Source organism: Adhaeribacter pallidiroseus, from assembly GCF_003340495.1.
Classification (GTDB): domain Bacteria; phylum Bacteroidota; class Bacteroidia; order Cytophagales; family Hymenobacteraceae; genus Adhaeribacter; species Adhaeribacter pallidiroseus.
Genome location: NZ_QASA01000001.1, coordinates 1,816,090 through 1,832,032 on the forward strand (window position 1 = coordinate 1,816,090; position 15,943 = coordinate 1,832,032).

A 15,943-nucleotide genomic window follows, 5' to 3' on the forward strand; every position below is an offset into this window, starting at 1 on the left:
TACATTAGATTATATAACATATTTGCCTCACCTCTACTCAGTAGAAAGTGAAAGCGCTTGCACTAAAACTAGGTGAATCAAAAAGGCTTTAAAGAGTTACCTTAATTAAGTACCTGATAGGAAATCCGGAATGATAAACTTGGAATCATTAAGGTTTGTTTCTATAGAAATTTTGCTAAAATTTTATTATAAATTAACCAAAAAAAGATTGGAAATTTAAGTTAAGTTGTTGATTATAAATAACTTTAATTAATACCGAAAAGTTGAAATCCTGAATTATAAGGCAAGGATAGTTGTTAAGATAATAACCAGGTAAAATGGTCAATTCAGGTTAGTGACCTGGTGTCTTTCATACACGTAACTTACTTATAAATTCTAATATGCCAGAAGTTCAGGAAGAAGTAAATGTTAAATCAGTTGTTCGTAAGTCTAAATTATGGATGCCAAAGCGTGTTATTATTACGCCGGCGGCTTTGCAAGAGCCTTGGGGGCAACAGATGTACGAGCGGGTGAAGTCTTTAGGCTTACCGGTAGAAGAGTTAAAACAAAATCGCTTAACTGGTTTACGCGGCGAAGACGAGCGGGAAACGTACCGGAAAGCTAAAAATACTTTGGCTATTGTTACGGCACCAGCCAGTGCTTTTAAACTGCAACCCATTCCGCCTTCCGCCGATTACCAATTTCATCTGGCCGAAGGATGTCCGGCGCATTGCCAGTATTGTTATTTAGCCGGTAGCTTACAAGGTCCCCCGGTTATCCGGGCTTTCGCCAACTTACCAGCTATTCTCGAAAATTTAAAAAATTACCGCAAACCGGGCCAGGTTACTACCTTCGAGGCGAGTTGTTATACTGATCCGTTGGGTATTGAGCACGTTACAGGCAGTTTGTCCGAAACTATTCGTTTTTTTGGTGAGCAGGAAAACATGCACTTGCGCTGGGTTTCTAAATTCGACCAGGTAGATGGCTTGTTGCCACTAGCGCATAACGGCAACACGCACCCGCGACTCAGTTTGAATACAGATTTTGTAGCGGCGCGCATGGAAGGGGGCACTGCTTCTGTGGATGCTCGAATAGCCGCCATCCGTAAGTTAGCCATGCCCAAAGTGCTGGGTGGCGGGGGGTATAAAGTTGGTATTGTATTGGCGCCTATTATGCCTTTACCCGATTGGCAAGATCAGTACACCTATTTACTCGATCGCCTAGAACAAGCCTTAAACTTTTCTTGCGAAGTTACTTTTGAGTTGATTACCCACCGGTTTACGCCCGGCTCCAAAGCGTTGTTGCAGGAATGGTACCCCAATACTTCTATAGATTTTGACGAAAGTACCCGTTCGTTAAAGTTTAATAAGTTTGGTGGTAAAAAGTTTGTGTACCCGGCGGTAACCATGAACATGCTTCGCAGCTTTTTCCAAAGCGAATTAAAGCACCGTTTCCCGGATGCGCCCATTTTATACTGGACTTAAACAACAAAGGCAGGTAATACCTGCCTTTGTCCTGTAAACTAATTTATTTTAGGGTAATAGTGAGCGGTGTACTTAAAGTTTAAAGAAGCAACTTAGTTATTAGTCGCCGGTATTTGGGTAAATCTAGCTCTTTTTATTTAATTAATTTATTTTCGGAAGAACTTGATTTCTTTTTTAAGGCTATCAAAAGCCAAGTACTAGAAATAATAAAACCGGTGGTAGAAACCACTAATATTGCTAAGGGATTCATAGGTGCAAGAATTAAAAACAAGATTATGCAGGCTTATAAGTTACATAAATTATGAGTAGAGCTTGATTCTTTATTCATTTTTATTTTTTATTTCTGATTGCATCTATAACCAAACTAATCTTTCTAAAGTTTTATTTACTGCTGGCGATTAATAATTAAAAAAACAGCTTTAAAGGAATATTTTCATTGCTAGTAGGCACAACATAATAGTATAAAGTGTTGGGGTAATTTTTTGTTTGTTATCAATGTGCGTAGCCAAAAGTATTTTCGCAAAAAAGCCCCTGATCGGGGCCTTATTTAAATTAATTTTCTTAAAAACTGTAAAGCTTGTTCGGTAAGCTGGTTTATTGTTTCCGGATGGTGCAAATAGTGGTTTGCTTGTTCTTGGCTTAATGCATCGGCTAAAATATTCAAATTTTTAGCTAATGTTTCGTAATCTTCTTGCTGGGTGGTTGGGTAGTTGTTCAGTTCCATAAATAAAATTATTATGGCAGTTTGGTAACTAAAATCAGGCTAAAATTATCAATTGTATCACCTATTTAGATGATTAGGTTTTTGTAAAGGATAAAGCCTATTGATTTCTGGGAAAATTTAAAAATCTAGGTGTTAAAGGAACTATCTTAATTATTTTACTCGATTAATGAGAGATTAGCAGACCGGAAATGATTAGCTACATAAGCTCTATTTTATTAAAAATTATTATAATTAATTTTATTTTTTCAAGCTAAAATTAATAAAATAAACTTCCTGCTTTTACTCTTACAATAATATGTAAGTAGTTGATTAACAATGTTATTAGTATTTTTCTGGCTGAACCATACGCCCAGCCGGACTGTTATTAATACATATGCAGACATTTCAGCCATCTACTATTTTCTATACGCCCGACGCTTTGAATGAGCGGGGGCAGAAAGCTTTATTGTCCCATCCGGCAGCCCGGCACGAAGTTATTCAACAGCATAATCGCTTGCCTGCCCTCGAGAGTAATCACTTTCAGATTAAATCGGAAGTACTGGTTTTAGGAAGGTTGAAAACACTGGTTTGCCGGGAAAGTGGCCGCAGTTCTGATTTTATTTCTCCCAGCTTAGCCAACGGCTGTATGGGTGCGTGTGCGTATTGCTACGTCGACCGGAATAAAGCGGTTAATCCTATAACCTTGTTTACCAACACCGAAGAAATTCTGGCTGCTGTGGATAAGCACGTACAAAAGCAGGTTTGGCCAAAGATACCTAACCAAACTCATCCTTTATATTACACCTACGATATTGGTTGTAATTCGGATATTTCGGTGGATGCCGCTTTATCGGATAACGTGCAAGTAGCCGTTGATTTTTACCGGAAGCATCCGAAAGCTTTTGCCACTTTTGCCACTAAGTTTGTGAATCCGGAAATGCTTACCTACGATCCACAGGGTAAGGTGCGCATCCGGTTTAGTTTATTGCCCCACAAAGTAAGCAAGTTGGTAGATGTACGTACCGATTCGGTAGAAAAACGCATATCAGCCATTAATGATTTTTACCAGGCGGGTTAAGAGGTGCACGTTAATTTTTCGCCGGTTATTGTTTACGAGGGCTGGCAGCAAGATTACCGGGAATTATTTGAGGAACTAAATGCGGTGGTGCATCCCAAAGTAAAAGAACAGATGAGTTGCGAAGTTAATTTTTTAACGCATAACTTCTGGCAGCACGAAGCCAACCTGGCCATTAATCCAAAAGCAGAATCGTTGATTTGGACGCCGGAAACCCAGGAGACGAAACGCAGCCAGTTTGGCGGTATTAACGTGCGGTATCAGCACCAATTAAAGAATCAGCTAATTTCGGAGTTTAAGCAATTGCATCAGGAAATTATTCCGTGGTGCCCCATTCGGTATATTTTTTAAATTTACAGCAAAAAGGCCGGTTCGTTTACCGGCCTTTTTCTATTTTTTAAATTAACAAACCTATATCCGGCTGTAATCCGAATCTGATTCTTCGGGTTTGGTTTCTTTGCTGCCAAAAGGTTGGTCGTTGGCCCGGATACCGTTGGTTTGGCCATCCATTTCGTCGTAACTACCTTCAAACTCAAAACCGGGACCTTGCGCTATCGATTCTTTGCTTTCCGGATCGTTGGCTCCGTAACCGGTGGTTTCGTTGCCGCCAATGTGTAAATTACTTAAAGAATCTTTTTGGTCGTTGCGCTCGGTTTCGCCATTCGGACCTACGTTGCGGTAGGCACTTGGATCGGGCTGATTGCCGTTCGCTTGGTCCTGGTGATAATCCGAATTAACGGTTTTAGGTTTATTTGGGGTCGTTTGTTTATCTTCTTCTGCTAATGCCATCGTAGTAAGTGCTTAGTGAACTTACCTGTACGCAGTCCTAAGAGCCTAGGTTCTTCTGCAGCTTGATGTAACCTTAATTTAAAAGTAAAAATAACAGCCAATTACCGCATGGCTCCACTAAATCGATAGCTAGCCTGCTCGACATGCTTTTTAATTAACGAAAACTTTTCGGGATTTCTCACTTCCGGTACGCCGGTACCTTCTAAAACCGCTTTGATGTAGATGATTTCTTCTTTGGCCGATTTATCCGCTTTGTATTCCCGCGAAGGAGTAAAGGTGGTAAACACCCGGTCTTCAAATTTCTTTACTAAAATCTGCAACTTCTGCGTGACAATGTCTAACATCTGATCTTTAGATTCGGCATCTTTTAATTTTTCGATTACCTTAATAGTGATTTCTTCCATTTAGTAATTAATTAGGTTTATACTGGGTGCTACTTTCTATGTTTACCTATTTATTTCCTGAGTAAATCGGGTAAAATAGAGGATCGTATTTATTTTTGAATAATAAGTTTATGGCTTGTAGGTGGGAAAACAATTACCATTTTTAAATTCTTAACTGCCAGATTTCTTATCTTTTGCCTTCACCTTTAAAATAGATAAGAACATCTTTCGATATTGGCAGAAGGTCCTACTTGTATATGTTTTTGATTGTAGAAGGTTTCATATTGGAGTATATTTTTAAATTTATGTATGTTTATACAAATTTAAGCCTTAAATTTTAGGAGTGCAATCAGAATAAATTAAAAAATTTTGGTAAGCGCCTTTAAATTTAAACTAGTTAATTATAATTTGAGTATTTCATCACCTTAATTTACCTTCGTTTTAAAAGAAATTTTATCCAGCTGTTATGCATTTAACTCCTCGTGAAACCGAAAAACTGTTGTTGTATTTAGCTGGTGAATTGGCCGAAAAACGAAAAGCCCGGGGATTAAAGTTAAATTACCCCGAAGCCATTGCTTTAATCAGCAGCCAGGTGCAGGAAGCCGCCCGCGACGGAAGAACCGTAGCCGAATTAATGCATTTTGGCGCTACCATTCTCACCCGGCAAGATGTGATGGAAGGAATTCCGGAGATGATTGAAGAAATACAAGTAGAAGCCACCTTCCCGGACGGTACCAAACTCGTAACCGTTCATCATCCTATCCGATAACGTATAGCTGCATCATACATGATTCCAGGAGAATATTTCATACCTAAAGGTAATATTGAAGCAAATACCGGTCGCCGCACCCGTACCTTAGTTATAGTAAATACCGGAGATCGGCCCGTGCAAATAGGGTCGCATTTTCATTTTTTTGAAGTTAATCCACAATTAGCCTTTAACCGGGAGCAAGCTTTTGGGATGCGCCTGAACATTGCGGCCGGCACAGCCGTGCGCTTTGAACCCGGCGAAGAAAAAACAGTGGTGCTGGTAGAATTAGGCGGCCATAGAAAAGTTTTTGGCATGAACCTACTAGTAAATGGCGCTACCACGGACCCGGCGATCAAGCAGCAAAGCCTGACCAAAGCAGAACAGGCTCAGTTTAAAATGAAAGAATTATGAGCCTGAGAATAAACAAAATTAAGTACGCCAACATGTACGGCCCTACTACCGGCGATAAGGTACGACTGGGCGATACCGATATTCTGATCGAAATTGAAAAAGATTACGCGGTTTACGGCGAAGAAAGTAAGTTTGGAGGCGGCAAAACGGTGCGCGATGGCATGGCCCAATCCAGCACGGCTAAACGGGACGAAGGCGTATTAGATATGGCAATTACCAGCGTAATCGTGCTGGATTATTGGGGCATTGTAAAAGCGGATGTAGGCATAAAGGATGGTAAAATTGCCGGTATTGGCAAAGCGGGTAATCCGGATATTATGGATGGCGTACACCCCAACATGATTATAGGGGCCGCTACCGAAGTACACGGCGGGGCCGGTTTAATTTTAACTGCCGGAGGTATTGATTCGCACATACATTTTATTTGTCCGCAGCAAATAGAACACGCTTTGTATAGTGGTGTTACTACCATGATTGGGGGCGGCACGGGTCCGGCCGATGGTACCAATGCCACTACCGTAACGCCGGGTAAATGGTTTATGCAAAAAATGCTCGAAGCGGCCGAAGATTTCCCCATGAACTTAGGTTTTCTGGGAAAAGGAAACTGTGCCACCGAGGCTCCTCTGGAAGAACAAATAGTAGCCGGGGCTTTAGGTTTAAAAATACACGAAGACTGGGGGGCAACTCCGGCCGTGATCGAAGCTTCTTTAAACGTGGCCGATAAATACGATGTGCAGGTAGCTATCCACACTGATACGCTGAACGAATCGGGTTTTCTGGAACATACTTTAAAAGCCATTAACGGACGGGTGATCCATACGTACCATACCGAGGGCGCGGGTGGCGGGCACGCCCCGGATATTATACGAGCGGCATCTTTTTTAAATATTTTGCCTTCCTCCACCAATCCTACCCGACCTTATACTATAAATACCATCGACGAGCACCTGGATATGCTCATGGTGTGCCATCATCTGGACAAGAATGTGCCGGAGGATGTGGCTTTTGCCGATTCCCGGATTCGGCCCGAAACTATTGCGGCTGAAGACATTTTGCACGATCTGGGAGTATTTAGCATGATGAGTTCCGATTCGCAAGCCATGGGTCGGGTGGGGGAAGTTATTCTCCGCACCTGGCAAACGGCCGATAAAATGAAAAAACAACGCGGCTTTTTACCGGAAGATTTAAATCAAAACAATGATAATTTCCGGGCGAAACGATATGTGGCGAAATACACCATTAACCCGGCTATTACGCACGGCATTGCCGATTACGTAGGTTCTATAGAAGTAGGTAAAATGGCCGATTTCGTGCTTTGGAAACCCGCCTTATTCGGGGCTAAACCCGAGATGATTATTAAAGGTGGGATGATCATCGCCAGTAAAATGGGTGACCCGAATGCATCTATCCCGACGCCCCAACCCGTAATTTACCGGAAAATGTTTGGCGCCCACGGCAAAGCATTATTTAAAACCTGCGCCACTTTTGTGTCGCAAGCTGCTTTCGATAATGGCATTGTAGCGGAATACAATTTGCAGAAAATAGTGCTACCGGTTAAAAATTGCCGGAACATCAGTAAAAAAGATTTGATTCACAATGATCAGACGCCCAATATTGAGGTAAACCCGGAAAACTACGAAGTGCGGGTTGATGGTGCAAAAATCTCCTGCGAACCTTTGAAAGAAGTAGCCTTAGCCCAGCGCTATTTTCTATTTTAAGGCACCTTAGAAATAAAAAATTTAAAAATCTCTTAAATTAAAGCTGTTTGTTACCATGATCATCAAGGAAATAATAGGGAATACAGCTTTTTTAAGTTTAGCAAATCGTACTGTTGATTATTTGTACCTGGAATGGTTTGAAACAACCAAACGCATTATTCGCAAAGAAACGGCCGCTGGCCAGGAAGTAGCCATAAAGCTTTTACAAGAAGGTTTGCGCTTGCAGGAAGGAGATGTTTTGTGGGTAAATGAGTCAGCAGCTATTGTGGTATCCATTATTGCTTGCGAGGCCATTGTTATTACGCCGCAAAGTTTATTGCAAATGGGTACTGTTTGTTACGAAATCGGCAATAAGCATCTGCCTTTATTTATTCAGGATGATGAAGTGTTAGTCCCTTACGAAGCTCCTTTGTTTCGCTTATTAGCCGCCAGCGGTTACCAGCCACAAATTAAAACACGCAAGCTTTTACACATGCTGAAAGCTAATGTGGTACCACATGAACACGAACGGGTAAGTAAATCCGGCGAAACCTTATTTACTAAAATCCTCAACTTAAGCACTAAATCTTAAAGATTTTGAACGAAGCAGTTAATCTACTTCATCTGTTGCAACTGGCAGATCCTATGTTGCCAATCGGGGGGTACAGCCATTCTTATGGTTTGGAGACATACGTGCAATTAGGCTTAGTGCGAGATACCCCTACCGCGACAGAATTAGTAGAAACCATGCTCGCGCAAAATATTTTTTACAACGATGCCGCTTTTGTGCATTTAGCATACCACGCAGCTACTGCTACCAATTTTAACGAAATACTATTACTCGACACCGAATGTACGGCTCTTAAAAGTCCTCGGGAAGTCAGGCAAGCCAGCCAGAAATTGGGCATCCGGTTGTTAAAAATTTTTCAGCGCTTAATTGAGTCCGACTTAGCCACCGCTTACGAAACCGCCATTGCTCAACAGCAGGCGCTTGGCCATTATAGTTTAGTTTTTGGAATATATGCCCAGGCTTTAAACATTAACCTAACCGATGCCTTAACCGCTTTTTATTACAATGCAGCGGCTGGCCTGGTAACAAATTGTGTCAAGCTAATTCCATTGGGCCAGATGGATGGGCAAAAAATCCTTTTTAATTTACAGAATACCATAACTCATTTAGTTGCCAATAATTTAGGGCTGTCAAGGGATTTAGTGGGAGTTTGTACCGTGGGTTTTGATATCCGGAGCATGCAGCACGAGCGGCTATATACCCGGCTGTATATGTCCTGAGAAACAGAAAATTTTAAAAAAAGATTTTAGATAATGGCTAACGAACGTAAATACATAAAAATTGGGGTAGCCGGTCCGGTTGGCTCAGGTAAAACAGCTTTAATAGAACGTTTGTCGCGGCAATTTGTGGGTGCTTACAGTGTGGGCGTTATTACCAATGATATTTACACGAAAGAAGATGCCGAATTTTTAACCCGGAATAGTTTGCTCCCGCCCGACAGAATAATTGGAGTAGAAACCGGAGGCTGTCCGCACACCGCTATCCGCGAAGATGCCAGCATGAACCTGGAAGCCGTAGATGAATTAGCTAATCGTTTTCCGGACTTAAATATTATTTTCATAGAAAGTGGCGGGGATAATCTTTCAGCGACCTTTAGTCCGGAGTTAGCGGATGTAACCATATTCGTAATTGATGTAGCCGAGGGGGATAAAATCCCCCGGAAAGGCGGACCAGGCATTACGCGATCGGATTTATTAATTATTAACAAAATAGATCTTGCTCCCTACGTTGGAGCCAGTTTAGAAATAATGGAAAGCGATGCTGCCCGGATGCGGCTTGGCCGCCCTTTTATATTTACCAATCTGATGAATTTGCAAGGGCTAGATCAGGTAATTGCCTGGATAAAAAAATATGCCTTGTTGGAAGATATGGTAACTACCGGACAGGCCGAGTAAAATGATTGGCGAACTTACATTTACAGTTGCTAATCGCACGGGTAAAAGTTTTCTGGGTCAGGCCTACTGTACCCATCCTTTTAAAATAGCACCAGTAGGGGAGCACCCGGAAAATCCTACGCTTTACCTAATGATTCGAAGCTCTTCGCCGGGCGTTCTGGACAATGATCATTATAAAATTAACATTCATTTAAACTCAGGTAGTCGTCTGCATCTACAAACCCAATCTTACCAACGAATTTTTAAAATGGATAACGGAGCTCGCCAGGAGATGGTGGTTAACCTGGCGGCAAAAAGTTACTTCTGTTTTATTCCGCATCCGGTAGTGCCCCACGAAAATTCCCGGTTTTACAGCCATACCGTTATAAACATGGCCGAAGAATCGCGGCTTGTCTGGGGAGAAATTATTACTTGTGGCCGAAAGTTATCCGGCGAAGCATTTAAATTTACTTCTTTGCACACTATTTTAAAAATCTATAATGGAGATCGCCTGATTTTTAAAGATCAATTACTGCTTTGCCCCGGAACCACCCGCTTACAAAATTTAGGGCTTTACGAAGATTATTCGCACCAAGCTAATTTGGTATTGTTACCTGCCGGACCAGATGCAGCAACGCTTTTGGAGTTGGTACAGGAATATTTTTTAAAAATCAATAATGTAGCCGTTGGTTTAACCGAGATTGCTTCTAACGGAATTTTAATACGAATACTTGGAACTAGCGGAGAACAATTATTTAGTTGCCTGCAGGAAATAAGTGCCTTGTTACTAGAAAACATAGCTGGTTCCGAAATATTGCTTAGTCCGGAAAAATGAACTTTTATGCTTATGACTGCCGAGTTTCAGCTTTTAACCTTAACCGCCATTGGTATTAGTTTTATTCATACCATTACGGGTCCGGATCATTACGTACCTTTTATTGCACTTTCCCGAACCCGGAATTGGTCTGTAATAAAAACGATTACCTGTACCGTAGTTTGTGGATTAGGGCATGTAGGAAGTTCTGTTTTGCTCGGATTAGTGGGTATTGGTTTAGGCTGGTCCCTTTCCAAACTAAGTTGGTTGGAACAGGTGCGGGGAGGTTTAGCGGGTTGGGGGCTCCTTTTATTTGGTGTGCTGTATACCGTCTGGGGATTAAAGCAAGCGTATCAAAACCGACCGCATAAACATTTCGATGCCTACCCGGATAGTTCTGTTTATGTATATGAGCACCGCCCCGGCGAAGTTGTTTATCCGCACCAGCGCAAAAAAGTTACGCCGTGGGTACTATTTATTATTTTTATATTAGGCCCTTGCGAACCGCTGATACCTTTGCTTTCCTATCCGGCAGCTCAGGATTCTACCGCTGGTATAATCTGGCTGGTAAGTATTTTTACGCTGTTTACCATTCTTACCATGGTAGCTATGGTGCTGCTGGGTTACTATGGAATATCTTTTTTTAAAAATTCAGTATTAGAGCGGTATGTGCACGCCATTGGCGGTTCTACCATTGTGGCTTGTGGGATAGGCATGTTGTTTTTAGGCTGGTAAAAAGAAATTATACCGCATCAAGTAATGTTAAAAAGCATCCCTTATCGTCAGGTTAATCAACCTTTATTTGTAAACCTTTTCGACTTGTTTGTTGTATGACCTTATGAAAAATTTTAAAAAATACTACATTTTATCCGCCGACCCGGAAGAAGTTTATAATGCTTTGACTATCCCGGCCACTTTGCAACTCTGGACCGGCGAAAAAGCCGAAATGTCTACGGAGCCTGGCTCTGAGTTTTCTCTTTGGGATGATAGCATCGTTGGTAAAAATATCGAGTTTGAACCGGGGCGGAAAATAGTTCAGGAATGGTACTTTGGCGAACAACCAGAGCCTTCTCTGGTTACAATTATTTTGCACCCGCATAAACAAGGCACTTCGGTAGAGTTGAGGCATACCAATATTCCGGATCAAGATTTTGAAGATATTACCGAAGGTTGGGACTCCAGTTACTTTGGGGCCTTGCAGGATTTCTACGAAGATTAAGTTATTTCTTAGTTTTTTTGTTTAGCTCTGCTTCAGCTACTTGTAAATTTTTGTCCGGAATCCATAGATTACTTGCGGTAATATTGGTTAACTTGTAATTCTATGGCTTTATTTATTACTTCCTTAAATTCTGGTAGTAACGGTAACTGTTATTATATCGGTAATGAACACGATGCGGTTTTGGTGGATGCCGGCATTTCCTGCCGGGAAACGGAAAAACGTTTGCATCGTTTAAACTTATCTATTTCTAAAGTAAGAGCTGTTTTTATTTCGCACGAGCATTCCGATCATATCAGAGGTTTGGCCGTTCTTGCCCGCAAACACAATCTGCCGGTTTTTATTACCCCTGCTACCCTGCAAAACAGCCGACTGGGCTCAGAGCAATTTTTAACCGTACCGTTAGTCGGTTTCCAGCCCGTAACTATTGGCGATCTGCAAATTATTGCTTTCCCAAAATCTCACGATGCTTCCGATCCGCATAGTTTTTTAATTTCTTGCAAAGGCGTTAAAATCGGCGTATTTACCGATATTGGTTTTGCTTGTGAGCATGTCATTTCTCATTTTCAGCAATGTCACGCAGCTTTTCTGGAAACGAACTACGACGAAAACCTATTACAAAATGGTCATTATCCCTATTATTTAAAAAACAGAATTCGAAGCAACAAAGGCCATTTATCCAATAGACAAGCACTCGCGTTATTTACTAGCCACAAGCCGCGGTATATGAGCCATGTTTTGCTGTCGCACCTTTCCCAACAAAATAATTGTCCCAAGTTAGTTTACGAGCTGTTTAACAATCATGCAAACGGCACAGAAGTAGTAGTTGCCTCTCGTTACTCGGAAACTCCAGTTTACGCCATATCTGCTAACCAAGTGCTAGAGCCTTCTAGGATGTATCAATTGTTCGATAATTAAAAATATCAAGTATGTAGCTTGCAAAAAGATTTTTTTACGAAAGTGTATTTATATTACCTGTTCCATGGATATCGACTATGCTATTGAAGTAAATTCATCTTATTGTATTTATTTTGTATTCCTAGGGTAATTTGCAAATGCATAAAAGGTAATTTACTCTTATACTGTATTTTTGAAATTTTTTATTTTCCTGAATAGTAATGTTTGCCTCTTTTGTTGCGGCATTTCTTAACCATATCTTTGCCAATTCGCATAAGCTCCGTATTCTATGGCAATCATACTAGCGCTTGACACTTCTACTTCTTTCTGTTCGATTGCCCTTTTTCACGATCAACAACTGCTAGCCTTGTCGGAGTTGCAGATAGAGAAATCCCATGCTTCCCATGGTACTGTATTGATTAATCAAATGCTGAATAACTGCAGTAAATCTTTTGAAGACATTGCCGCAGTTGCAATTTCTAGTGGACCCGGCTCCTACACAGGTTTGCGGATTGGTACTTCCATTGCCAAAGGTTTATGCTTTTCTCTTGATATTCCCTTAATAGAAGTTTCTACCTTGCACGCTTTAGCGTATTCCCACATCCAGGTAACTCCTAATGCCGATAACTTTTTATTTTGCCCCATGTTCGATGCCCGGCGGCAAGAGGTGTATACCTGCATCGTGGATCACCTTTTAAATGAACACTTTCCTGTCAGCCCGTTGGTATTATCCCCCTCAACTTTTGAAAATTACACTTTAAAGCAACCTGTTATTTTTTTTGGCAGCGGGGCTATTAAGTATCAAGCTTTAGTAGGTAATAATGGTAATCACAAATTTGTTAACTCATTACCTGTTACCTCTAAATCAATCGGAGTTTTAGCCTATCAGAAATATCATAAACAACAGTTTGAAGATGTTGCTTATTACGAACCATTTTACTTGAAAGAGGTTTATATTACAGCAGGTACAAAAAATAAAGAAGAAAAATGAATGAAATCATAAATAAAGTTGCGGAAAGCTCCCTGATAACCATCAATCTAGAGGCATTGATTCATCCAGGTGAACGGGTCGTTTTTGATATCAAAGATCAACTGTTTATGGGTTTGATTTTAAAAGAAAAAGACTTTAGATCTTTTATTAAAGAAAACGATTGGTCGGTTTACACCGGAAAAAACGTGGCCATGATTAATTCCGCGGATGCTATAGTGCCAACTTGGGCTTACATGCTAGTAGCCAGCAAATTGCAAATGTATGCTAACCGGTATATTTTTGGTAATCTGGGCAATTTAGAACAAGCTTTAATACAAGAAGCCATCGCTAACATTAATCCGGATGAATACATGAATGCTAAAATAGTAGTTAAAGGTTGTAGTAGTATAACAGTTCCTGATTTTGCCTACGTTGAAATCATGCACAAGCTACTACCTGTAGCTAGTAGCATTATGTATGGTGAGCCTTGTAGTACCGTGCCAATTTATAAAAAATTAAAATTTTAATTGCGTACCATAATCCCATTAGCCTAGTGAGTGTTGGACCGAACCGGGGGAGTATGCTGCAGCGGTAAGGTGGAGAGCGATGTTTTTAGGGCCTTAAAAGATTTTATAGTTTGGCAGCAAGGGCTTTGGGGTTTGGAAAAAGGAAAAGAAGGCAAAGGATTAGGAAAAGGGAAGGCGGACGTATTATCTTTGCGAACCGAAAGGAAGAAAAGGGGGTAGTCGGCCGCTGGCTTAGCTTTGAGGGAGAGCGAGTAGGAAGCCATTTAAAAATATATTCTTTAAAAATTTGGAATTTTCGGAAAGAAAGGAGACCTTTGTCCTCCCAAAACAGCAGCAGGCTGAGGTTATAAAAAGAGTAGGGTTTAGCGGAAGCCGGGAAGCAGATAAGGAGTGGTTGCAAGCTTAAAGGGTAGAAAAAGACAAAATATTTTCTTTTAAGATTTGGAGAAGTGGAAAAAGATGTAGATCTTTGCACTCCCAAACAAAAAGAAGGGATTTCTCTAACGAGAGAGATAGGAAACGATGACGAGAGAGCTACTAATTAGCAGTAGTACAAGATCAATCCGGCAGGGGTTGGTAGAAGTTCTTTGAATGAGTGGAAGAAGAGAATAGTAAACCGCATAAGTGCTAGATTTAACCTTACGGGGTTAGAGGGTCTTATGTTAAAAAAGAGAGCAAGGGTAACAATCCAGCGAGACAAATAAGAGTAGGAATACTCGTAATTATATCATACAATGGAGAGTTTGATCCTGGCTCAGGATGAACGCTAGCGGCAGGCCTAATACATGCAAGTCGAACGGGCTGGGGTAGCAATACTCCAGTTAGTGGCGCACGGGTGCGTAACGCGTATGCAACCTACCTTTTATTGGGGGATAGCCCGAAGAAATTCGGATTAATACCGCATAATACTGTTTGAGGGCATCTGAAGACAGTTAAAGCTGAGGCGATAAAAGATGGGCATGCGTGTCATTAGCTAGTTGGTAGAGGTAACGGCTCACCAAGGCGACGATGACTAGGGGTTCTGAGAGGATGATCCCCCACACTGGTACTGAGATACGGACCAGACTCCTACGGGAGGCAGCAGTAGGGAATATTGGGCAATGGCCGAAAGGCTGACCCAGCCATGCCGCGTGCCGGATGAAGGCCTTCTGGGTTGTAAACGGCTTTTACCAGGGAAGAAAATACCTTTGCGAAGGGAACTGACGGTACCTGGTGAATAAGCACCGGCTAACTCCGTGCCAGCAGCCGCGGTAATACGGAGGGTGCAAGCGTTGTCCGGATTTATTGGGTTTAAAGGGTGCGTAGGCGGCGTAATAAGTCCGTGGTGAAAGCCAACAGCTCAACTGTTGAACTGCCATGGATACTGTTAGGCTTGAGTACAGACGAGGTAGGCGGAATGGATCGTGTAGCGGTGAAATGCATAGATACGATCCAGAACTCCGATTGCGAAGGCAGCTTACTAGGCTGTAACTGACGCTGAGGCACGAAAGCGTGGGGAGCGAACAGGATTAGATACCCTGGTAGTCCACGCTGTAAACGATGATAACTCGATGTTGGCGATACACGGTCAGCGTCTTAGCGAAAGCGTTAAGTTATCCACCTGGGGAGTACGCCCGCAAGGGTGAAACTCAAAGGAATTGACGGGGGCCCGCACAAGCGGTGGAGCATGTGGTTTAATTCGATGATACGCGAGGAACCTTACCTAGGCTAGAATGCGCGTGACCGCCTCAGAGATGAGGCTTCCCTTCGGGGCACAAAGCAAGGTGCTGCATGGCTGTCGTCAGCTCGTGCCGTGAGGTGTTGGGTTAAGTCCCGCAACGAGCGCAACCCCTATCTTTAGTTGCCAGCACGTGATGGTGGGGACTCTAGAGAGACTGCCTGCGCAAGCAGTGAGGAAGGTGGGGACGACGTCAAGTCATCATGGCCCTTACGCCTAGGGCTACACACGTGCTACAATGGGCGGTACAGAGGGTCGCTACTTAGTAATAAGATGCCAATCTCAAAAAACCGTTCTCAGTTCGGATTGAGGTCTGCAACTCGACCTCATGAAGCTGGAATCGCTAGTAATCGCGTATCAGCAATGACGCGGTGAATACGTTCCCGGGCCTTGTACACACCGCCCGTCAAGCCATGGAAGTCAGGGAGACCTGAAGACGGTAACCGTTAAGGAGCCGTTTAGGGTAAAACTGGTAACTGGGGCTAAGTCGTAACAAGGTAGCCGTACCGGAAGGTGCGGCTGGATCACCTCCTTTCTGGAGCTGATTGTTACTACTCTTGATTGGATTACTATTCTCTTTCCCTTA

General features: G+C 42.1%; 16 protein-coding genes, 1 rRNA gene and 1 pseudogene. 15 read left to right on the top strand and 3 right to left on the bottom strand.

Annotation, left to right across the window (positions count from 1 at the left end; translation table 11 throughout):
- Positions 1 to 380: 380 nt before the first annotated feature.
- On the top strand, positions 381 to 1,463 hold the full coding sequence (locus AHMF7616_RS06995; RefSeq protein WP_115372239.1) for an SPL family radical SAM protein: 1,083 nt from the start codon (positions 381 to 383) through the stop codon (positions 1,461 to 1,463).
- A gap of 547 nt (positions 1,464 to 2,010) precedes the next feature.
- Here the strand turns inward: AHMF7616_RS06995 and AHMF7616_RS26335 are convergent.
- Positions 2,011 to 2,187: a hypothetical protein gene (locus tag AHMF7616_RS26335; protein ID WP_158546115.1), complete on the bottom strand. Its 177-nt coding sequence runs from the start codon at positions 2,185 to 2,187 to the stop codon at positions 2,011 to 2,013.
- A 373-nt stretch (positions 2,188 to 2,560) separates the two neighbouring features.
- Here AHMF7616_RS26335 and AHMF7616_RS07005 point away from each other — a divergent pair.
- A pseudogene (locus AHMF7616_RS07005) lies at positions 2,561 to 3,592 on the top strand (spore photoproduct lyase family protein).
- A gap of 60 nt (positions 3,593 to 3,652) precedes the next feature.
- Here the strand turns inward: AHMF7616_RS07005 and AHMF7616_RS07010 are convergent.
- Both AHMF7616_RS07010 and AHMF7616_RS07015 read right to left on the bottom strand, forming a co-directional pair.
- On the bottom strand, positions 3,653 to 4,030 hold the full coding sequence (locus AHMF7616_RS07010) for a hypothetical protein (protein ID WP_115372241.1): 378 nt from the start codon (positions 4,028 to 4,030) through the stop codon (positions 3,653 to 3,655).
- Positions 4,031 to 4,131: 101 nt separating this feature from the next.
- Positions 4,132 to 4,434: a hypothetical protein gene (locus AHMF7616_RS07015; RefSeq protein WP_115372242.1), complete on the bottom strand. Its 303-nt coding sequence runs from the start codon at positions 4,432 to 4,434 to the stop codon at positions 4,132 to 4,134.
- Positions 4,435 to 4,879: 445 nt separating this feature from the next.
- On the opposite strand from AHMF7616_RS07015, the gene ureA reads away from it, so the two are divergent.
- From ureA to AHMF7616_RS07085, 13 genes are all read left to right on the top strand, one after another.
- Positions 4,880 to 5,182, top strand: coding sequence for an urease subunit gamma (gene ureA / locus AHMF7616_RS07020; protein WP_115372243.1), 303 nt, complete (start codon positions 4,880 to 4,882; stop codon positions 5,180 to 5,182).
- Positions 5,183 to 5,200: 18 nt separating this feature from the next.
- The gene (locus AHMF7616_RS07025; protein WP_115372244.1) at positions 5,201 to 5,575 is read left to right on the top strand and encodes an urease subunit beta; all 375 of its coding nucleotides are present in this window, start codon (positions 5,201 to 5,203) and stop codon (positions 5,573 to 5,575) included.
- A complete protein-coding gene (gene ureC, locus AHMF7616_RS07030) occupies positions 5,572 to 7,293 on the top strand; it encodes an urease subunit alpha (RefSeq protein ID WP_115372245.1) in 1,722 nt (573 codons plus the stop codon). The genes AHMF7616_RS07025 and ureC overlap by 4 nt, the downstream gene beginning before the upstream one ends.
- A gap of 55 nt (positions 7,294 to 7,348) precedes the next feature.
- The gene (gene ureE, locus AHMF7616_RS07035; RefSeq protein ID WP_115372246.1) at positions 7,349 to 7,864 is read left to right on the top strand and encodes an urease accessory protein UreE; all 516 of its coding nucleotides are present in this window, start codon (positions 7,349 to 7,351) and stop codon (positions 7,862 to 7,864) included.
- A 5-nt stretch (positions 7,865 to 7,869) separates the two neighbouring features.
- On the top strand, positions 7,870 to 8,562 hold the full coding sequence (locus AHMF7616_RS07040; protein ID WP_233507386.1) for an urease accessory protein UreF: 693 nt from the start codon (positions 7,870 to 7,872) through the stop codon (positions 8,560 to 8,562).
- Between the two features lie 33 nt (positions 8,563 to 8,595).
- Positions 8,596 to 9,237, top strand: a complete 642-nt coding sequence (ureG, locus tag AHMF7616_RS07045) for an urease accessory protein UreG (RefSeq protein ID WP_115372247.1) — start codon at positions 8,596 to 8,598, stop codon at positions 9,235 to 9,237.
- A gap of 1 nt (position 9,238) precedes the next feature.
- Positions 9,239 to 10,051, top strand: a complete 813-nt coding sequence (locus AHMF7616_RS07050; RefSeq protein ID WP_115372248.1) for an urease accessory protein UreD — start codon at positions 9,239 to 9,241, stop codon at positions 10,049 to 10,051.
- 12 nt (positions 10,052 to 10,063) lie between these two features.
- Entirely contained in the window at positions 10,064 to 10,765 is a 702-nt protein-coding gene (locus AHMF7616_RS07055; protein WP_115372249.1) for an urease accessory protein UreH domain-containing protein, read from the top strand.
- A gap of 103 nt (positions 10,766 to 10,868) precedes the next feature.
- A complete protein-coding gene (locus AHMF7616_RS07060; RefSeq protein WP_115372250.1) occupies positions 10,869 to 11,249 on the top strand; it encodes an SRPBCC domain-containing protein in 381 nt (126 codons plus the stop codon).
- 102 nt (positions 11,250 to 11,351) lie between these two features.
- A complete protein-coding gene (locus AHMF7616_RS07065; protein WP_115372251.1) occupies positions 11,352 to 12,164 on the top strand; it encodes an MBL fold metallo-hydrolase in 813 nt (270 codons plus the stop codon).
- Positions 12,165 to 12,432: 268 nt separating this feature from the next.
- Entirely contained in the window at positions 12,433 to 13,134 is a 702-nt protein-coding gene (tsaB, locus tag AHMF7616_RS07070; RefSeq protein ID WP_115372252.1) for a tRNA (adenosine(37)-N6)-threonylcarbamoyltransferase complex dimerization subunit type 1 TsaB, read from the top strand.
- Positions 13,131 to 13,640 (top strand): DUF2480 family protein, encoded by a 510-nt coding sequence (locus AHMF7616_RS07075; RefSeq protein WP_115372253.1) that lies wholly within the window; start codon positions 13,131 to 13,133, stop codon positions 13,638 to 13,640. Before tsaB ends, AHMF7616_RS07075 begins: the two co-directional genes overlap by 4 nt.
- Before the next feature lie 731 nt (positions 13,641 to 14,371).
- Positions 14,372 to 15,892 (top strand): 16S ribosomal RNA (locus AHMF7616_RS07085).
- Positions 15,893 to 15,943 lie beyond the last annotated feature (51 nt).